At 68.0% G+C, this 19,320-nt stretch carries 19 protein-coding genes; 15 read left to right on the top strand and 4 right to left on the bottom strand.

From position 1 onward, the window contains the following. Window positions 1-13: 13 nt before the first annotated feature. From ASE48_RS26535 to ASE48_RS26505, 7 genes are all read left to right on the top strand, one after another. Window positions 14-397, top strand: a complete 384-nt coding sequence (locus ASE48_RS26535) for a VOC family protein (protein WP_057170682.1) — start codon at window positions 14-16, stop codon at window positions 395-397. A 132-nt stretch (window positions 398-529) separates the two neighbouring features. Then, on the top strand, window positions 530-1,813 hold the full coding sequence (locus tag ASE48_RS26530; RefSeq protein WP_057170166.1) for a hypothetical protein: 1,284 nt from the start codon (window positions 530-532) through the stop codon (window positions 1,811-1,813). A 33-nt stretch (window positions 1,814-1,846) separates the two neighbouring features. After that, entirely contained in the window at window positions 1,847-2,854 is a 1,008-nt protein-coding gene (locus ASE48_RS26525; RefSeq protein ID WP_057170165.1) for a hypothetical protein, read from the top strand. 5 nt (window positions 2,855-2,859) lie between these two features. Next, entirely contained in the window at window positions 2,860-3,381 is a 522-nt protein-coding gene (locus ASE48_RS26520; protein WP_057170681.1) for a mycothiol transferase, read from the top strand. A 53-nt stretch (window positions 3,382-3,434) separates the two neighbouring features. Further along, window positions 3,435-4,946 carry an aldehyde dehydrogenase family protein gene (locus ASE48_RS26515; protein ID WP_057170164.1) on the top strand — a complete coding sequence of 504 codons (1,512 nt, stop codon included), beginning with the start codon at window positions 3,435-3,437 and terminating at the stop codon, window positions 4,944-4,946. Window positions 4,947-5,006: 60 nt separating this feature from the next. After that, window positions 5,007-5,864 carry a polyphosphate kinase 2 gene (ppk2, locus tag ASE48_RS26510; RefSeq protein WP_057170163.1) on the top strand — a complete coding sequence of 286 codons (858 nt, stop codon included), beginning with the start codon at window positions 5,007-5,009 and terminating at the stop codon, window positions 5,862-5,864. Window positions 5,865-5,880: 16 nt separating this feature from the next. Further along, the gene (locus tag ASE48_RS26505) at window positions 5,881-6,738 is read left to right on the top strand and encodes a hypothetical protein (protein WP_057170162.1); all 858 of its coding nucleotides are present in this window, start codon (window positions 5,881-5,883) and stop codon (window positions 6,736-6,738) included. 5 nt (window positions 6,739-6,743) lie between these two features. Here ASE48_RS26505 and ASE48_RS26500 read toward each other — a convergent pair whose 3' ends face one another. Then, the gene (locus tag ASE48_RS26500; RefSeq protein WP_057170161.1) at window positions 6,744-8,171 is read right to left on the bottom strand and encodes a WS/DGAT/MGAT family O-acyltransferase; all 1,428 of its coding nucleotides are present in this window, start codon (window positions 8,169-8,171) and stop codon (window positions 6,744-6,746) included. 27 nt (window positions 8,172-8,198) lie between these two features. After that, window positions 8,199-8,477 carry a hypothetical protein gene (locus ASE48_RS26495; RefSeq protein ID WP_057170680.1) on the bottom strand — a complete coding sequence of 93 codons (279 nt, stop codon included), beginning with the start codon at window positions 8,475-8,477 and terminating at the stop codon, window positions 8,199-8,201. Window positions 8,478-8,551: 74 nt separating this feature from the next. Here ASE48_RS26495 and ASE48_RS26490 point away from each other — a divergent pair, with 74 nt between their 5' ends. Both ASE48_RS26490 and ASE48_RS26485 read left to right on the top strand, forming a co-directional pair. Further along, a complete protein-coding gene (locus tag ASE48_RS26490; RefSeq protein WP_057170160.1) occupies window positions 8,552-9,604 on the top strand; it encodes an NAD(P)H-dependent amine dehydrogenase family protein in 1,053 nt (350 codons plus the stop codon). Between the two features lie 57 nt (window positions 9,605-9,661). Next, window positions 9,662-10,960 (top strand): dicarboxylate/amino acid:cation symporter, encoded by a 1,299-nt coding sequence (locus tag ASE48_RS26485; protein ID WP_057170679.1) that lies wholly within the window; start codon window positions 9,662-9,664, stop codon window positions 10,958-10,960. Here the strand turns inward: ASE48_RS26485 and ASE48_RS26480 are convergent. Beyond that, window positions 10,957-12,972 (bottom strand): prolyl oligopeptidase family serine peptidase, encoded by a 2,016-nt coding sequence (locus ASE48_RS26480; RefSeq protein WP_057170159.1) that lies wholly within the window; start codon window positions 12,970-12,972, stop codon window positions 10,957-10,959. The two genes, ASE48_RS26485 and ASE48_RS26480, sit on opposite strands and share 4 nt — an antisense overlap. A 34-nt stretch (window positions 12,973-13,006) precedes the next feature. Between ASE48_RS26480 and ASE48_RS26475 the strand changes: the two genes are divergently transcribed. The 6 genes from ASE48_RS26475 to ASE48_RS26450 all read left to right on the top strand — a co-directional run bounded on the left by ASE48_RS26475 (window position 13,007) and on the right by ASE48_RS26450 (window position 18,315). Beyond that, on the top strand, window positions 13,007-13,489 hold the full coding sequence (locus ASE48_RS26475; protein WP_057170158.1) for a DUF779 domain-containing protein: 483 nt from the start codon (window positions 13,007-13,009) through the stop codon (window positions 13,487-13,489). 31 nt (window positions 13,490-13,520) lie between these two features. Next, a complete protein-coding gene (locus ASE48_RS26470) occupies window positions 13,521-15,086 on the top strand; it encodes an ABC transporter substrate-binding protein (protein WP_082614443.1) in 1,566 nt (521 codons plus the stop codon). Beyond that, window positions 15,074-16,102: an ABC transporter permease gene (locus tag ASE48_RS26465; protein ID WP_082614442.1), complete on the top strand. Its 1,029-nt coding sequence runs from the start codon at window positions 15,074-15,076 to the stop codon at window positions 16,100-16,102. The genes ASE48_RS26470 and ASE48_RS26465 overlap by 13 nt, the downstream gene beginning before the upstream one ends. A 61-nt stretch (window positions 16,103-16,163) precedes the next feature. After that, window positions 16,164-16,958, top strand: a complete 795-nt coding sequence (locus tag ASE48_RS26460) for an ABC transporter permease (protein ID WP_235571554.1) — start codon at window positions 16,164-16,166, stop codon at window positions 16,956-16,958. Then, window positions 16,955-17,710: an ATP-binding cassette domain-containing protein gene (locus ASE48_RS26455; protein ID WP_442928768.1), complete on the top strand. Its 756-nt coding sequence runs from the start codon at window positions 16,955-16,957 to the stop codon at window positions 17,708-17,710. Before ASE48_RS26460 ends, ASE48_RS26455 begins: the two co-directional genes overlap by 4 nt. Next, window positions 17,707-18,315 (top strand): ABC transporter ATP-binding protein, encoded by a 609-nt coding sequence (locus ASE48_RS26450; RefSeq protein WP_057170156.1) that lies wholly within the window; start codon window positions 17,707-17,709, stop codon window positions 18,313-18,315. The genes ASE48_RS26455 and ASE48_RS26450 overlap by 4 nt, the downstream gene beginning before the upstream one ends. On the opposite strand, the gene ASE48_RS26445 is transcribed toward ASE48_RS26450, so the two are convergent. After that, window positions 18,296-19,162 (bottom strand): cyclopropane mycolic acid synthase family methyltransferase, encoded by an 867-nt coding sequence (locus ASE48_RS26445; protein ID WP_057170155.1) that lies wholly within the window; start codon window positions 19,160-19,162, stop codon window positions 18,296-18,298. The two genes, ASE48_RS26450 and ASE48_RS26445, sit on opposite strands and share 20 nt — an antisense overlap. Window positions 19,163-19,320: the final 158 nt, after the last annotated feature.

Genomic DNA, 19,320 nt, shown 5'->3' with positions numbered 1-19,320 from the left:
GTACGGTGACCGTGTGATAGATCACTTCGGAATCAACTGTGCGGATTGGGAGCGGTCGAAGGCCTTCTACGACAAGGTCCTCGGCGTACTGGGGTTCACCCGGCAGATGGATTACCAGGTCGCCATCGGCTACGGCGTCGACGGCAAACCGGACTTCTGGATCGCCGATCTGAACGCCGGGGAGGCGACGGGTCCGAACCGTGAGACGCATTTCGCGTTCCAGGCGGCCGACACCGACGCGGTGCAGGCGTTCTACGACGCCGCGGTGGAACTGGGCGCGGAGTCGTTGCACGCCCCGCGGCTGTGGCCCGAATATCACCCCGGCTACTTCGGGGCGTTCGTCCGGGACCCGGACGGCAACAACGTGGAGGCGGTCTTCCACGGGGCGGCGCAGTAACGAAGTCGAGTAGCGAAATACTCACAGCGCCGCGTCACGTCGCTACTTAGTCTGTGCGCGCCGACAGGGGGTCGGCACAGTCACATTCGGGGGAATGACATGACTATTACTGTTCGTGCACACACAAAATTGATGTCGGCGGTTTTGGCCGCCGGGCTCGTCACGGCCGCGGCTCCGGTGTGGGTGCCGCCCATACAAGAGGCCGCGCCGGCGATCAGCAGCGAGGCGGTGCTGCCGGTGTCGTTCGTGACGGATGTGCTCTACAACGCCGGGGTCGCGGTGAACGGAGTTTCCGAAGCGATCCGATCGCCGCTCCTGGCCGTCACGTCGGTGCCATACAACGCGATCAACGCGTTGGTGACGTCGATACAAGATCCGGACCTGGCAGACAACGTTCTCAGCTATCTGGCTCAGCTGTACCTGAGCACCAATTCGGGACTCAGCGCCTATCCATACCGCGTCGCCACCGGCATCTACTACATCGCGTATGTCCTGCCCGCTCCTATCGGCGACTGGGCAATGGACGCGATCGAAGGGACGATCAACTCCGTCAACTCCCTGTTCGCGGGACTGCCGAACCCGTTCCCGGGTAAGGGGGCGATCGATGCTTTCAACGCGACGACCATCGGCAGTGTGCTGCTGGCGACCCGGTACCTGATCAACACACCGACCAATCTGGTCGCCGAGGCGCTCACCTGGCTCGGGTACCAGGCCTACGAAGTAGAGGCGGCGCTGGAATCGGCGATCCGGAACCCCAGCGAGATCCCGGGTCTGCTCAGCACTTTGATGCGCAATGTGCTGGACCCGAATACGGGGCTGCTAGGAATTGTGGCCAGAAACCTGGTCGCTTCGCTCGTCCTCCTGCCGGACCCCATCGGAGCCGGCGTGCAGAACGTGTACGACGACCTGGTGGACGGGTGGGGCGATCTACTCGATGCGCTGCTACCCGCGCCGGTCACACCGACGCCGTTCGCCACGGCGGCGGCTGATGAGTCGGGGTCTGTCCTGGCGACCGCTCGGGTGTCGGACGTACCCGGTGGCGATCCCACCGTGGTCACCGTGGACGTGCCTGTGGAGTCCGTCGATCCCGTTGCGCCGTCCGACCCGGGGCCTGCCACGACCGGCGGGGTGATCGATGAGCAGGACGACGAGACCGGGAACGAAACCTTCTCTGACGACCAAGAATTGGTGGATTCCGAGGACGAGGAGCAGGTCGTCGTCGACGAGATCCCGGCCGACGAGGAAGAGATCACCGTCGACGACGAAGACAACACCGACCTGGCCGAGACCGATACCGGGGCGGACGAGCAGTCCGACGAGACGGAACCCACCGCCGACACCGACACGGACACCGACACCGACACCGACAGCCCGGCGGACAACAGCACCGACAATGACACCGCCGCCGCTGCCTGAAACGCCCTAGAACGATCGTCCTAACGTGGTTTGATGGGCGTCGTGAACGGATCAGCCCTGATGGCAGCGGTATCCGCGGTGGTGGTGCTCGCGGGGTGCGCACCCGCGCAGGACGGTGCGAGCGCGCCGAGTACGACGGTCGGTGAGACGACGAGCCGTCCGACACCCGCGTTCACGCCGCCGACGGTCACGCTGGATGGCCTCTACGTGATCGAGTGGACCGGCTCGGGGACCCGCAACGGAGTCGCCGTTGACGATCTGCGGCGCGAGAAGAACGGCTGGGCCTTCCGCACCGCGTGCGATGACGACGGGTGCGTCGCCACCGGCGGCGGCATCCCCGACCCGGCGAAACCGCAGACCCCGCTGGCGGCCGTGCGCGTCGCCGATTACGCCGACGGACACTGGACGATGGTGTGGAGCGTGGAGAGCGGTCCGTCCTGCACGGGCGCGGACGGGGTGACCTACAGCGCGCCCGGGTGGTCGATCTGGGACATCGCGGTCGATGCCGCGGGCACGTTGACGCCGACGGTGACGCTGGTGGGCGCCGGCGATTGCCCGTACATCGAAGTGCACCGGCCGATCATGACCAGGAGCGAGGACACCCTTGGCGGTGTCCCGGTCCCCGACCCGGCGAAGCAACCGGCCCGCATCGCCTCCGCGGCGGCGGGCTTCACCGGCGCATACACGCTGACGCGCACGCCGCGTGGACGGCCGGGTGCCGCGCAGGTGGCGAACCATCAGGTGGCCACGCATTGTCTGCGCACCGAGACCAGATGCGTCACCACATCGGTGAACAGCAAAGCGCCCGAGGACTTCTCGGTGCTTCAGTTCGACGGCAACGGGTTCGGCCGCCGAACCGCCGGGGTGAGTGAGCCCTGCGCTGCCGGTGGCACCGGTGTCGCCGAGGTCGTGGAAACCCTCAAGCCCGACGGGACCGCGGCACCGTTGCGCACGGTGTCCGGCCAACGGGTGGCGACCTTCGGCGCCGGGTGTCGCGGCAGCGTCACCGACGATGTCCAATACGCATTCGCGGCGCAGTGAGTATCTTGGCGGCCATGAGTGATGCAGCCAAGGAACTGCTCCGGGACTCCTTCACCAGACTCGTCGAGCATGTCGACGCGCTCACCGAAGGGCTCACCGATGAGGTGTCGTGGTGGCAGCCGGTGGCCGGTGCGAACAGCGTCGCGTGGCTGATCTGGCACAGCGCCCGGCAGCACGATGTGCAGCTCGCCGATATCGCCGGCACCGAGCAGGTGTGGATCCGGGACGGGTGGCGGGAACGCTTCGGGCTGGACCTGCCGGGCAACGACATGGGTTACGGGCACACCCCCGCCGAGGTCGCCAAGGTCCGGGCCCCTGCTGACCTGCTGGCCGGGTACGCCCACGCGGTGCACAAGGTGACGCTGGAGTACATCGCGTCCGTCGACGACGCCGAGTTGGAGCGCGTCGTCGATGACAACTGGGACCCGCCGGTGACGGCCGCTGCCCGGCTGGTCAGCATCGTGGACGACGCGGCGCAGCACCTCGGCCAGGCCCAGTACGTCAAAGGCACCCTGGCCTCGACTTGACAGGTGTCAACCCCGGTGCGAGCTACGTCACAGCCCGGGTTTAACATGGCCCTATGACTGCCACAGCAGACCGTTCCGACGTGTCGACCATCCTGAATCCCGCCACCGGCGCGGTGGCCGGCGAGGTGCGCTGGACCAACCCCGCCGACGTCCCGCAGATCGCTGCCGGCCTGCGCGAAGCGCAACGCGAATGGGAGGCCCGCGGGGCGAAGGGCCGCGCCAAGGTGCTCGCCCGCTACGCCGTCTGGCTGGGCGACAACCGCGATGAGATCGAGCGGTTGCTGATCGCCGAAACCGGCAAATCGGCCACCGACGCGGCACAGGAAGTGCCGCTGCTGATCATGATCCTGTCGTACTACATCAAGACGGTCGAGAAGGCGATGGCGCCGGACAGCCGCCCGGCCCCGCTGCCGTTCCTGTCCATCAAGAAGATCGCCGTGCACTACCGGCCGCGCGCGGTCGTCGGGATCATCGCGCCGTGGAACTACCCCGTCGCCAACGCGATGATGGACGCCATCGGCGCGCTCGCCGCCGGTGCCGCGGTGCTGCTCAAGCCGTCCGAGCGCACCCCGCTGACCGCCGAGGTGCTGCTGCGCGGCTGGCTGGATTCCGGCGCTCCCGAGGTGCTGGCGCTGGCCCAGGGCGCGCGCGAGGTGTCCGAGGCCGTCATCGACAACTCCGACTACATCCAGTTCACCGGATCCTCGGCCACCGGCGTGAAGGTGATGGAGCGTGCCGCGCGCCGGCTCACCCCGGTCAGCCTGGAGCTGGGCGGCAAGGATCCGATGATCGTGCTCGACGACGCCGACGTGGAACTCGCCGCCAACGCCGCGGTGTGGGGCGCGATGTTCAATGCGGGCCAGACCTGCGTGTCCGTCGAGCGGGTCTACGTGCTGGAGCAGGTCTACGACCAGTTCGTCGCCGCGGTGGTCAAGGCCGTGCAGAACCTGAAGGTGGGGTCGGGCGAGGGCTACGACTTCGGCGCACTGATCGACGAGTCCCAGGTGGCGGTCACCGCCAAGCACGTCGATGACGCCCTGGCCAAGGGCGCCAGAGCGCTGACCGGCGGCAAGCGCTCCGAGGGCGCGGGCAGCTTCTACCCGCCCACCGTCCTGGTCGACGTCGACCACTCGATGGCCTGTATGACCGAGGAGACCTTCGGTCCAACCCTGCCCATCATGAAGGTGTCCTCCGTCGGTGAGGCCGTGCGGCTGGCCAACGACAGCCCCTACGGGCTGAGCGCGGCGGTGTTCTCCAAGAATGTCGAGCGCGCCAAGGACATTGCGCTGCAACTGGACTGCGGTGCCGTCAACGTCAACGACGTGATCTCCAATCTGATGTGCACCACCGCCCCGATGGGGGGCTGGAAGACCTCCGGGATCGGTGCCCGCTTCGGCGGCGTCGACGGTGTGCGCAAGTACTGCCGGCAGGAGACCGTGGTGGTGCCGCGACTGAGCGTCGGCGCCGGCGGCAACTACTACAACAACTCGCTCAAGGCGCTGGCCCGGATGAACAAGATGATGACCAAGATGGCGCTGTCGCGGCCCAAGCGCGAAGCAAAGTAGACCACCTGCTGTTCACCCGGACGTCACCGTCTCGTACGTCCGGGTGGATAGCTTCGCCCGGTGACTCTCGATGTTTCCGGCTACGCCGTCCGCGACGATGACGACGACGATCCCGAACTGCTGTTGATGCCCGGCGGCGACGTCGTCGACACCTGGCGGGAGAACTACCCGTACGACGAGCGGATGAAGCGCATCGAGTACGAAGAGCAGAAGCGCCTGCTGCAGATCGAGTTGCTCAAACTGCAGAAGTGGAGCCAGGCCAACGGCCTGCGGCACGTCATCGTCTTCGAGGGCCGGGACGCCGCGGGCAAGGGCGGCACCATCAAGCGGTTCATGGAACACCTCAACCCGCGCGGCGCCCGGGTGGTCGCACTGGAGAAGCCGACCGAGAAGGAACGCACCCAGTGGTATTTCCAGCGTTACGTCCAGCACCTGCCCGCCGCCGGTGAGATCGTCCTGTTCGACCGGTCCTGGTACAACCGGGCCGGTGTCGAGCGGGTCATGGGCTACTGCAGCCCCAAGCAGCACGCCGAGTTCATCCGGCAGGCGCCGCTGTTCGAACAGATGCTGGTCAACGACGGCATCAGCCTCACCAAGCTGTGGTTCTCGGTGACCCAGAACGAACAGCGCACCCGCTTCACCATCCGCCAGGTCGATCCGGTCCGGCAGTGGAAACTCTCGCCCACCGACCTGGCGTCGCTGGACAAATGGGACGGCTACACCGCGGCGAAGGAAGACATGTTCGCCTGGACCGATACCGAGACCGCGCCGTGGACCGTGGTGAAGAGCAACGACAAGAAACGCGCCCGGATCAACGCGATGCGCCACGTGCTGAGTAAGTTCGACTACGACAACAAGGACTACGAGGTGATCGGCCATCCCGATCCGCTGATCGTGGGACGCGCGCTTTCGGACTGACACGGAGAGGGGTGCCATGCGTTCGCTGCTGGCGCTCCTGCTCTGGCTGGTCACCACCGCGCTGCTGGCGCTCAGCGTCCCCGCGCTGTGGACGCAACACAATGTCGTCAGCGTGGACGGGTACTCCGATCTGGCGGCCGGCGCGGCACGCAACCCGGCGCTGCAGCAGCCGATGGCCGCTGAGCTGACCGCCCAGGTGTCCGCCGCCACCGGCGCCTCCGGGGTGCAGGCCACCCTGTTGGAGGCGGCCGCCAATTCCTACACCGCCAGCCCGGTCTTCCCCGGCCAGTTCGCCGCCGTCAACCGGGTGGCGCACCGCTGGTTGTTCACCAACGACGCGCAGGGTCAGTGGGTGGTGGATCTGTCGCCGATGCTGGCCGACAGTTCGATCCGGCAGACCCTTGATGGTTTCGGCGTGCAGGTGCCGACGAGCCTGCAGGTTCCGGTGACCGAGAACGAATCAGGCGGTCTGCGGCCGGGCCAGTTGCGTCCTGTCGCGCTGTGGGGCCCGTGGGTCAGCGTCGGGGTGGCGGTGCTGGCCGTCGTGTTCGCCCTGCTGACCCTCACGGCATCCCGTAGGCGCGGCAGAATGTTTGCCGCGCTGGGGGTTTCGGCGCTGCTCGTCGGTGCGGCCGGCTGGGCCGGTATCGAGATCGGCCGCGGCCACGTCGACGACGCGCTGAACCGGACCGCAGGCAACATCCACGCCATCGCCGATGTGATGGTCGATCACGCCGTCGACAGCATGCACATGTGGCTGAACCTCACCCTGACCGTCGGCGGCGGCATGGTGATCATCGGGGTGATCGTGTCGCTGCTCAGCGGGCTGGGCGGATCACGTCAGGAAGACGTCCCCGTCACCCGTAAACGCTGAGGAGTTCAGCGACGGCCGCGCGGCGGTACCCGCTTGCCGCCGGTGGGCTGCGCCAGTCCGGCGGCCACCTCCAGATCGAAGAGCGCGGGTTCGATCAGATCGGCCATCTTGTAGATGTCGGCAGCCACTTCGGGGGTGGTGATGAAACCGAAATCGACCGAACCGCAGTAGCTGAAGCAGGTGACGTTGAGCGCCACGTCGAAGAGCAGCGGCCCCAGCGGCATCAGGCTCTCGACCTTCGCGCCGCCGAGATACAGCGGGAAATCCGGGCCGGGCACATTGCTGATCACCACGTTCATCGGCGCGATCGAGCTACCGATCCCGCTGGCCGCGTAGGCGCGCGAGGCCAACGCGAGCAGGCCGGGCGGCGTGGTCTCGGTGTACCCCATGATCTGGTTCGCGGTGAGTGCCTTGGCCATCTCCTTGGCGCCCTGGGTGTAGGCGTAGATCGCCTTGATGCGTCTGGCGGGGTCGGCGATGTCGCTGGCGAGCACGACCGTCATGGCCGACACCTGGTTGCCCACCCCGTTGTCGGACTCCGAGCGGGTGGACACCGGCACCTGAGAGACCAGTGACTGCTCCGGCAACTCGTTGCGCTCCTTGAGGTAGTCGCGCATGGCACCGGATACCAAGGCGAGCACGACATCGTTGAGCTTGACGCCGAACGCCTCTTTCACCGCCTTGACCCGCTCAAGTGGCACCCGCGCTCCGGCCACCTGGCGGTGCGGTGAGATGGGTGCGTTGAAACGCACTGTCGGCCCGTCGAAATAGCGCGGAGGCTTGTTGACGATGCCGCGCACCGCGATCTGTTGGCGCACCGTCTGCTCGATGAGGCGTGCGATCCGGTAGGGCGTCTTGACGCCGAGATTGATCAGCCCGTTGACGAAGCGCACCTCGGGCCGCGGCAGGCCGACGCCGACGAGAGAGCGGTCGACGTCGACGGCCGGTGGGCGCGGCTCGCGGGTCACGTCGAACAGAATCTCGGTGAGTCCGGCGCCGGAGACACCGTCGACGACGGCGTGGTGCATCTTGGTGATGATCGCGACGCGGCCGCCCTTGAGGCCCTCGATCCACCAGAGTTCCCACAGCGGTTTGGATCGGTCGAGTTTGTAGGACATGAGCCGGCCGGCCAGTTCGTCGAACTCCTTGCGGCCGCCCGGCGCCGGTACCGCGATCCGCCGGATGTGGAAGTCGATGTCGAGATCGTCGTCCTCGACGAACCACGGCCGGTCCATCCCCATCGGGGCACCCGTCACGCGCCAGCGCAGTTGGGGGAGTTCGGGTAACCGGCTGGCGACGAGTTCGCGGACCCGGTCGAAGCTGAAGTCGGGTGCATCGGTCGGGTCGCATATCGCGCACGCCCCGATGTGCATGTGCCAGCCCTCGGTTTCGGCGAACCAGAATGCTGCGTCCACGCTCGATAGCCGGCTCATGGGGGGAGCGTACGCGGAGGGTGGCGGCTATTCGGCGTTGTTCATGCGGTTGCGAAGTTTCTCGACGGCCTGCGCGGCCTTGGCATCCAGCGGTGCCCGTTCGGCTTTCGTGGTGGCCGAGGTGATGGCCAGCGCGATGAGCACATCGGCCGCCGTGATGAACAGCCCGGCCCAGTACATCCATCGGATGGTGGTGTCCGGTTGGGCGCCGAAGTAGGTGAACAGGAAGATCGGCCCGACGATGCCGCACACCAGCGTCATCGCCTGGATGACGAGATAGCGTTTGAACGTCGAGAATCCGGACATCGGCGTCAGCATAGCGGCGCAGGCGTTGCGGCGATCGGACAAATTACCGTCGTGGTTACAGTAGCGTCGCCACGATGCTGCGCGTCATCCAATGGGCCACCGGATCCGTCGGCCGGCAGGCTGCCGCGGCCGTGCACCGGCACCCCGACCTGCAACTCGTCGGCGCCTACGTCCACCACGCGGCCAAGGCCGGCCGCGATATCGGCGAGATCTGCGGGATCGGCGATATCGGGATCACGGCCACCGATGATGCCGACGAGATCGTGGCCACCCACGCCGACTGTGTGCTCTACATGCCGCAGGGCGAGATGAACCCGCTCGGCGCCGTCAGCGACATCTGCCGACTGCTGGCGTCGGGCAAGAACGTGATCTCCACCGCCGTCACCGCACTGATCTACCCCGCGGCCATGGGCCGCCGCGTGCTGGACCGGCTGACCGAAGCCTGCGCCATCGGCAGGTCCTCATTTCACGGCACCGGTATCGAACCGGGTTGGGCCGCAGAGGTTCTGCCGCTGACCATGTCCGGTCTTTTCGGCCGCATCGACACCCTGCTGGTGCAGGAGCTACTGGACTACAGCACCTACGACAGCGCCGAGATGATGTTCGATGTGCTGGGTTTCGGCAGGCGTCCCGACGAACCGGTCCCGATGGCCGACCCGCTGCTGGCCGGGATGACGTTCCGCGCCCCCCTGATGCTGCTCGCCGACGGACTCGGTGCCACCATCGACGACTTCCTCTTCGACCGCCAGGTCGCCGTCACCGATGCACCGTTCGATGTCAAGGCCGGTCGCATCGAGGCGGGAACCGTTTCCGCACAACGTTTCTCCTACACAGCTGTGGTCAACGGGCGCCGGGCCATGACCATCGAGCACATCACCCGCCTCGGTGACGATCAGGCGCCGGACTGGCCGACCGGCCGGGGCTGGCACGTCACCGTCGAGGGCAACCCGTCGATGGAACTGCGATCGGCCATCGCCGTGCGCGGTGAGGACGAGACCGAGCAGAGCTGTCTGGGCACCGCGATGCACGCGGTGCACGCCATCGCCCCGGTGTGTGCGGCCGAGTCGGGCATCAAGACGTTCCTCGATCTGCCGATCATCGCCGGCCGGGGCGTGCTGTCCGGGTAACCGGGGGGAAATGGCACTGACACCTGGGGGTATCGCGCCCGAACTACGTTCGTGGCGATGAAGACACTTTCCAGTCCCGCGGTGCAGATCGGCATCGCTGCAGTCGGCGGCATCGCGTTCGGGCTACTCGTCGGCGAGTGGGCCGCCAATCTGAAGTTCGTCGGAGACATGTTCATCCGGCTCATCCAGATGTCGATCGTGCCGTTGGTGGTGGCCTCGGTGATCGTGGCCACCGCGTCGATGACGGGCGCGGGTACCGGCCGGATCGCCTTCCGCACCTTCAAGTGGATGCTGGGCTTCTCCTTCGTCGCCGCCGTGTTGGCTTGGCTGCTCAGCACGGTGATCCAGCCCGGCGCGGGCATGGTCTTCACCCAGGAACTCGACCCCGCGCTGCAGGAGTCCGCGGGGGAGGCGCTGGGCTGGCAGGAGACGCTGCTCAACTTCGTCTCGACCAACATCTTCAACGCGATGTCGACCGCCACGATGGTCCCGATCATCGTCTTCTCGCTGCTGTTCGGTATCGCGCTGCGCAGCCACATCAACAAGAGCGGCGACGATTCGGTGCTCGGCTTCATCGACCAGATCCAGCAGATCGTGCTGACCATGATCCGGCTGGTGATGTACATCGCGCCGATCGGTGTCTTCTGCCTGCTCGCCGCCCTCGCCGGGGATGTGGGCTTCTCGGTGGTCACCACGGCACTGAAGTATCTGGGCACCACACTGCTCGGCGTGCTCATCCTCTTCGCGCTGTTCGTCCTGGTCGTGACGGTCCGCACCCGGCTCAGCCCGTTGAAGCTGCCGGAGAAACTCGCCGAGCAGACCGCCATCGCCATCACCACCACCAGTTCGGCGGTGACCTTCCCGACGGTGCTGCGCAATGCCGTCGAGAAGGTGGGGGTCAGCCAGAAGGTCGCCAACTTCACCCTGTCCATCGGGCTCACGATGGGTTCCTACGGCGCCGTCCTGAACTACATGATCGTGGTGATGTTCCTGGCCCAGGCGGGCGATATCAACCTCAGCTTCGGTCAGATCGCCCTCGGTATGGCGCTGGCGATCCTGCTGAACATGGGCACCATCACCGTGCCCGGCGGCTTTCCGGTCGTCGCGATGTTCCTGGCCACCTCACTGGGACTGCCGTTCGAGGCCGTCGGCCTGCTGATCGCCGTCGACTGGTTCGCCGGGATCTTCCGCACCTTCCTCAACGTCAACGGGGACACCTTCGTGGCGATGCTGGTCGCCAACGCCGACGACGAGATCGACCGCGACGTCTACAACGGCACCAAGACGGTGACCGCCGAGGAACTCGACCTCACCGAGTACAGCGACGCTCTCGTCCGCGCGGACCAGGCGGACTAACCGCCGATGGTCCGCCACAGGTAGCGGTAGATCAGCGCCGCCCGGAATGCGGCCTGCGAATTGTCGGCCGCGCCACCGTGTCCGCCCTCGATGTTCTCGTAGTAGCTCACCGGGTGCCCGGCCTCCTCGAGGGCCGCGGCCATCTTGCGGGCGTGCCCCGGGTGCACCCGGTCATCACGGGTCGAGGTGGTGATCAGGATGGGCGGATAGCTGCGGTCGGCCGAAATGTTCTGGTACGGAGAGTATTTCGAGATGAATGCCCAGTCTTCAGGATCATCGGGGTTGCCGTACTCGGCCACCCAGGACGCGCCGGCCAGCAGCAGGTGGAACCGTTTCATGTCCAGCAACGGCACACTGCACACCAATGCGCCGAACAGGTCCGGGTAGCGGGTCAGCATGATGCCCATCAGCAGCCCGCCGTTGGAGCCGCCCTGAGCGCCCAGGCGTGCCACCGTGGTCACCCCGCGCCCCACCAGATCCCTTGCCACCGCCGCGAAATCCTCGTCCACCAGGTGACGACCCTCGCGCATTGCCTGGGTGTGCCAGCCCGGCCCGTACTCGCCGCCGCCGCGGATGTTGGCCAGCACGTAGGTGCCGCCACGGGCCAGCCACAGCCGGCCGAGCACACCGTCGTATCCCGGCGTGCGCGACACCTCGAACCCGCCGTAACCGCCCAGCAGGGTCGGCCCGGTGGCCCCCGGCCTGCCGACCACGAAGTACGGGATCCGGGTGCCGTCGGCCGAGGTGGCGAAATGCTGGGACACCTCGATATCCGCCGCGTCGAAGAACCCCGGCGCCTGCTTGATCTGGGTGACCGGGCCTTCCGGCGTGCCGTGCAGCAGCTGTGACGGGGTGACGAAACCACTTGAGTCCAGGAAGATCTCGTCGCCGTGCGAGTCCGCGGCGGCGATCACCGTGTTGGTGTTGGGGGGTACCCCGGGCAGGTCGGCGGCCGTCCAGTCGCCGGGGGTGAAGATCTGCACGTGGCTGGCGACATCGGCGAGCGTGACCACGACGAGCCTGTCGCGGGTCCACGAATACTGATGCAGGCTGGTACGGGCGTCCGGCTCGAACACCACGGCGAGGTTCTTTGTACCCGAGAGGAATTCGGTGTAGCTGGCCGCGAGTAGGGATCCGGCGGCATAGCCGTCCCAGTCGGTGCGCAACTCGATGAGTAGCCAGTCGTGATGCACCGAGACGCTGGCGTCGGTGGGTGCGTCGACGCGCAGTAGTTCCTCGTCTCGCAGTTCGTAGATCTCGTCGTTGAAGAAGTCGACCGCGCGGCTGATCATGGTGCGCTCGAAACCGGGGGTGCGGTCCACCGAGGCCGCGACGATGACATCGGCCTGCTCCCCGGCATAGACGGTCGCCGCGTCGGCCAGGGCGTCCCCGCGCCGCCAGCGTTTGACCAGCCGGGCATAACCGGAGTCGGTCAGCGAACCCGGGCCGAAGTCGGTGCCGACCAGCACGGTGTTCGCGTCCTCCCAGGTGATCTGGGTCTTCGCTTCGGGCAGTTCGAATCCATCGCTCACGAATTCGCGTGTGCGCATGTCGAATTCCCGCACCACCACGGCGTCCGCGCCACCGCGGGACAGGCTGATCAGCGCCAGCGCATGATCGGGTTCGATGACATCGGCGCCGGCCCACACCCAGTTCTCGCCATCGGCGGCGGCCAGCGCGTCGACATCGATGACCACATCCCACTCGGGGCTGTCGGTCCGGTAGCTCTCCAGCGAGGTCCGCTGCCACAGACCGCGCGGGTTGGTCTCGTCGCGCCAGAAGTTGTAGAGGTACTCGCCGCGGCGGCGCACGTACGGGATGCGGGCGTCGGTGTCGAGCACCTGCAGCGCCTCGGTGCGCATGGCCTCGAACTCGGCGTCACCGAGGTCGGCCAGGGTCGGCTCATTGTGCCGGCGCACCCAGTCCAATGCGTCGTCGCCGGTGACGTCTTCGAGCCAGAGGTGCGGGTCTCCCGGGGCGAGCGAAGCGACGGGGGGGTCGATAGAACTCATGAAGTAATTCTTACCGTGCGCGTAGCCTGGGCACATGACCAGCCGAGCCCTGATCACCGCGGCCGCCGCGGACCTGCTGCGTACGCTGCAGAACCGGCACGGGGCCTTGATGTTTCATCAGTCCGGCGGGTGTTGCGACGGATCCTCGCCGATGTGTTACCCGGACGGTGACTTCATCGTCGGTGACCGCGACATCCTGTTGGCCGTGCTCGACGTCGGCGACGGAGTTCCGGTCTGGATCTCCGGCCCGCAGTTCGAAGCCTGGAAACACACCCAGTTGGTGATCGACGTCGTCCCGGGCCGCGGCGGCGGGTTCAGTCTGGAGTCCCCGGAAGGTATGCGCTTTCTGAGCCGCGGACGGGTCTTCACCGACGAGGAGACCGCCGGTCTGCCGGCCCCGATCACCGGGGCCCAGTACGAGGCCGGCGCTCGGCCCGAGCACGAGGGCACCCGCATCGTGGCCGAGGCCTCCGATGCAGCCTCGGCGGCGTGTCAGATCCCGACCCGCTTGGGCTGAACTTCTTCACTTCATGTGTTCAGATAGACACATGAAGTTCCCAGCCGTCGCGCTGGCCGTCGGGCTGCTGGCGGGCTGCTCCGCGCCGTCCGACGATGCCCGCGCCGACCAGATCGTGCTCTCCGACGGGTACGAACTCGGCGGCTACAACCCCGTCGACGGCTATGCGGAGACCGGTGTCTCCCCGATCTATGACGGGCTCTACCGTCCGGCCGCGACCACCGACACCTTGCTGCCCGACCTCGTCCCGGCACTGGCGGCCGAACTCCCGCAACCGTCCGGACCCAACACCTGGCGACTGCCGTTGCGGTCCGGCGTCACCTTCTCCGACGGCAGCGCACTGGACTCCGCCGACATCGTCGCCACCTACGACGCGGTGCGCGATCCGGCCGTCGCCTCCCAGATCGCGACCACCGTCGCCCCGATCGTGCGCGTCAGCGCCGACGGCCCCGACGCCGTCACCGTCGAACTGGACACCGCGGCCGACCCGCGGCCCTACCTGCTGCTGGGCATCCTGCCGTCGGAGAAGGTGGAGGCCAAGCCGGCCGCTGACTGGGCGGTCAACACCGAACCGGTCGGCACCGGCCCGTACCGGCTGGAAAGCCTGCGTCCGGATCAGGCCGTCATGGTGGCCCGCGACGACTACTGGGGCGAACCCGCCCAGATCAAACGCGTCGTCTACACCTACACCCCCGATGACAACGCCCGGGCGCAGGCGATGGTCGCCGGCTCGGCCGACGGCACCAGCCTGCCGCCGCGGCTCATCGACTCCATCAAACGCGACGGCATCCAGACCGTCGGCGTGGCATCGGCGGACTGGCGGGGAGTGGCACTGCCCGCAGGCAACCCGTTCACGGCGGACCCGACGGCGCGCCTGGCGATGAACATCGGTGTGGACCGCGACGCACTGGTCCGCGACGTGCTCGCCGGCTACGGCCGGGTCGCGAGCACGCCGGTGGCCGCCGTCTACGGCGACGCGTACAACGCGGACGCGGCATACCGCTTCGACCTGGGGCGGGCCCAGGCGCTGCTCGACGCCGCCGGCTGGCGCACCGCGGGCGATCAGGTCCGGGAAAAGGACGGCGCGCGAGCCACTTTCGAACTGCTGTACAACGCGCAGGACACCCTGCGGCGCGATATCTCGGTGGCCTTCGCCGCGGCGATGAAACCGCTCGGGATCGACATCCGGCCGCGCGGCAGCAGCTGGGACGAGATCGACACCCGTTTCGGTGACGCCGCGGTGCTGCTCGGTGGCGGCGCGACGCCCTACAGCATCGACTCGCAGGTCCAGGACACCCTGCACACCCGGGTACCGGGCTCGTCGCTGTACTCGAACCCCGGAAATTTCACCGCTGCCGGGCTCGACGATCTGCTGAACCGGGCGCGGCTGTCCCCGTCCGGAGCGGCCAAGGACGAGTTGTACCGCGAGATCCAAGCGGTCTACGCCGCCGAACCGTCGCAGGTGTTTTTGGTCTTCCTCGACCACGCCTACGGCTATCGCGATCTGGGCTGGCACCAGAGCGCGCCCATCCTGGAACCGCATTCGCACGGGGTCGGCTGGGGGCCGTGGTGGGATCTCGCAGCATGGACGCGGTGAAACCCCCCGGGTCGCTGCGCTCTCCCCCGCAAGCGGGAGGTGCCCCCAGCCCGCCGCTGAGGCTCCTCGGAATCCGCGCCGCCGTCGCGATCCCGCTGACCCTCGCGATCTCGGCCGCCATGTTCTGGGTCGCCTCGCTGTCGCCGTTCGACCCGCTGGCCGCTTACCTGGGCTCCAACTACCAGTTCGCCACCGAGTCCCAGCGGGCGGCGATGCGGGCCGCCTACGAGACCGATATGCCGTGGTGGCGCGCGTGGTGGCAGTGGGCGGGCGGGCTGGCACACGGCGACCTGGGCTGGTCGTCCACGCAATCCCAACCGGTGGCCACCGTGCTGGCCGAACGGATGCCGTTCACGTTGCTGCTCTCGGGTGCCGCGCTGCTGACCGCCGCGGTGGTGGCGATCGTGGCGGGCTGTATCGCCGGGATGCGCAGCGGCGGCGTCATCGACCGGGTGTGCACCGGCACCGCGGTGGTGTTCGCGGCGGTGCCGCCCTTCGTGGTGTCGCTGGGACTGGTGCTGGTGGTCGCGGTCGGGCTGCGCTGGTTGCCGGCCTCCGGCGCGGTGGCGCCGGGTGCGGACTACACCGTCACCGGGGTGCTGCGGCACGCCGTCCTGCCCTGGATGGCGCTGACGGTGTCCCAGATCCCGTGGCTGCTGCTGACCACCCGCAGCGCGGTGATGGCGAGCACCCAGTCCGATGCCGTGCGGGGGGCGCGGGCCCGCGGGGTGCACGGCTGGGCGCTGCTGCGCGGCCACGTCGCGCCGGTGTCGGTGCTGCCGACGCTGGCGCTGCTGGGTACCCGGCTGCCCGAGCTGATCGCCGGCGCGGCCATCGTCGAGACCGTCTTCGGTTGGCCCGGCATGGCCGCGGTTCTGGTCGAATCCGCTGCCGCCCTGGACTTCCCGCTGCTCGCAGCGCTGACCGTGGGTGCCGCACTCGCGGTGCTGGCCGGTTCGGCACTGTCGGACGCCGCTGCGGTGGCCATCGACCCGAGGGTGAGGATCGCGGCATGAGCGAAGCTTGCGAGCGAATCGATGGATGGGCATGCGAGACCCGAGCTTGCGAGGTGGTCGCATGAAATGGCCATGGATCGTGCTCGCGGTCATTGCGGCGGCCGCCGTCGGTATCCCGTTGGTGGCCGGGGAACAGGTCGCCGATTTCTCGGCGGCGCTGCGGGCACCGGGCGCCGGGCATCTCGCGGGTACCGACCATTCCGGTTATGACCTGATGGTCCGCACCGCGGAGGGACTGCGGGTCTCGCTGTTGATCGCCGTGGTCTGCGCGGTGGTGGCCACCGCGCTGGGCCTGGCCATCGGGGTGGCCGCCGCGCTGCGGGGCGGCTGGGTCGACGCCGTGGTGATGCGCCTGGTCGACGGGTTCAACGCGCTGCCGCACCTGGTGGTCGGCATCGTGATCGCCGCCATGTGGCGGGGTGCGCCGCTGGCGATCATCGCCTCGATCGCGCTCACGCACTGGCCCGCGGTGGCGCGGGTGGTCCGCGCGGAACTGCTGGCGGTCAGCGACGCGGGCTGGATCCAGACCTCGCGGCTGGCCGGGGCCTCCCGCTGGTTCGTCGCCCGCAACCATCTGCTGCCCGCGGTGACCGGCCAGGCGCTGGTCGCCATGGTCATGCTGCTGCCGCACGCGGTGTGGCACGAATCGACCCTGTCGTTCCTCGGCGTCGGGCTCTCCCCGGACCGGGCCAGCCTCGGCACGCTGCTCAGCGAGGCCCGCGGCGATGTACTGACCGGCGCGTGGTGGACGCTGGCGGTCCCCTCGGCGGCGCTCATCGTGACCGCGCTCGCGTTCGCGGCCGTCGGCACCCTGGTGCGCGAGCGCCACCGCCCACCGGTGGGGCAGGTCTGGTGAACAGGCTCGAAGGCTTGACGGTGGACATCGCGGTCCGGCGCCGCGGCACGGCGACGGTGCGGGTGCTCGACGGGGTGGATCTGGACGTGCCCGCCGGGCGGGTCACCGCGCTGGTCGGCGAATCGGGCTGCGGCAAGTCGCTGGTGGCCGCCGCGCTGAGCGGTCTGATACCGCCCGGGGCGCGGGTGTCCGGGCGAATAATACTGGGCGGCAACGATATCCGTCATGACGATGAGCCGGCCTGGCGGCTGCTGCGGGGCAGTCGGGTAGGAGTGGTGCCGCAGTCGGCAGCCACCTCGTTCACCCCGGTGCGCACGATCGGCGCCCAGCTCGGCGAGGTCTGCGAGCGGCTGGCCGCCGACCGGACACCCGCGCAGCTGTGCGTCGCCGTCGCGCTGCCCGTCGACGCGTTGCGCCGCTACCCGCACGAACTGTCCGGCGGCATGGCCCAGCGTGCCGCCATCGCGGCCGCTGTCGCGGGGCGCCCGGGCCTGCTGCTGGCCGACGAACCCACCTCGGCGCTGGACCCGGACAACGCGGCGGTCATCTGGCGACTGCTCGGGCAAGCAGCCGCCGAGGGCGCCGGCGTCCTGGTCATCACCCATGACATGCCGTCCCTGCTGCGCGCCGCCGTCCGCCCTGATGTCGCGGTGATGGCCAAGGGTGTTGTACAGCAACAGTTTCCGCTGGAAGAAGCGCTGGCCAGCGGTGATCCCCACACGCGGGCGCTGCTGCGGGCGGTGCCGGCATGAGCGTGCAGGCGGCGGGAGTGACGGTGTCGTTCGGGGGCGTGACCGTGCTGGATGGCGTCGACCTGGACGCGCCCGCGGGGACGATCACCGGGGTCACCGGGGCATCGGGCAGCGGCAAGACCACGCTGCTGCGGGTGCTGGCCGGTCTGCAGGTTCCGGACCGTGGGACGGTTCGTCACGGAGGATCGCCCCTCGCGCCGGCAGGGTCGATCGCACTGCTGGCCCAGCATCCCCGGCTGGTCTGCAACCCGCGCTGGACACTGCGCCGGATCATCGCCGAACCTGCCGCGATCCGCGGTGAACCGGACACCGCCGATGCCCTCGCCGAGCGGGTCGGCCTGGATCCGTCTCTGCTGCAACGCTATCCCGGGCAGGTCAGCGACGGGCAGTTGCAGCGGGCGTGCCTGGCCCGGGTGCTCGGGCAGTCCGCGAGCACGGTGCTCTGCGATGAACCGACCGCGATGCTGGACCCGATCGCCTCGGCGTCGGTGCTGAGGTTACTGCGCGAGATCGCGTCCGGCGGCGCCGTGGTGCTCGTGGTCAGCCACGACCCCGAACTGATCGCGGCGCTCGCCGACCGGCAGCTCAGCCTTTCGCGAGGGTGAACTGCACGACGTCGGTCTGGCGGAGACGGAAGGTCTGCGCGCAGCCGGTGAGGTACTTCATGTAGCGCTCGTAGACCTCTTCGGACTGGATGGCGATGGCCTCGTCCTTGTGCTGCTCGAGCGCCGCAGCCCAGATGTCGAGGGTCTTGGCGTAGTGCGGCTGCAGGGACTGCTCGCGGGTCAGGGTGAAATTGCCCTCCGCGGCCTTCTCCTTGACCATCTCGACCGACGGCAGGCGGCCGCCGGGGAAGATCTCGGTGATGATGAATTTGACGAAGCGGGCCAGCTCGAAAGTGACCGGGATGCCGTGCTCCTTGGCGTGCACCGGGTTGAACGCACAGATGGTGTGCAGCAGCATCACGCCGTCGTCGGGCAGCGCGTCATGGGCCATCTTGAAGAAGTCCGGGTAACGGTCGAAACCGAAATGCTCGAATGCCCCGATGGAGACGATCCGGTCGACCGGTTCGCTGAACTGCTCCCAGCCCTGCAGCACCACCCGACGGTCCCGGGAGCTGTCCATCTCGTCGAAGCTGCGCTGCACGTGGGCGGCCTGGTTCTTCGACAATGTCAGGCCGATGACGTTGACGTCGTATTTCTCCACCGCGCGGCGCATGGTGGCCCCCCAGCCGCAGCCGATGTCGAGCAGCGTCATGCCGGGTTGCAGTCCCAACTTGCCCAGCGCCAGGTCGATCTTGGCCAGCTGAGCCTCTTCCAGCGTCATGTCGTCACGCTCGAAGTACGCGCAACTGTAGGTCTGCGTCGGATCCAGGAACAGCTGGAAGAACTCGTCAGACAGGTCGTAGTGGGCCTGGACGTCCTCGAAGTGCGGCGTCAATTTGTTCGGCATGGCGGTCCCCCCTCTTGGTCGCATCGCGACACATCCTTAGGCATTCGAAACCACGGAACGTCCGGATTGGTCCGAATGCCCGCTTAGCCTTACCCAGATCGGCCGATTATGAAACTCGGGCACCAAACGGGGCCACGTCGAGCACCGATAAGGTGGTA

Source organism: Mycobacterium sp. Root265 (assembly GCF_001428895.1).
Taxonomy (GTDB): Bacteria; Actinomycetota; Actinomycetes; order Mycobacteriales; family Mycobacteriaceae; genus Mycobacterium.
Note: the sequence above shows the minus strand (reverse complement) of the source record. Positions and strands in the feature narration are given on the sequence as shown.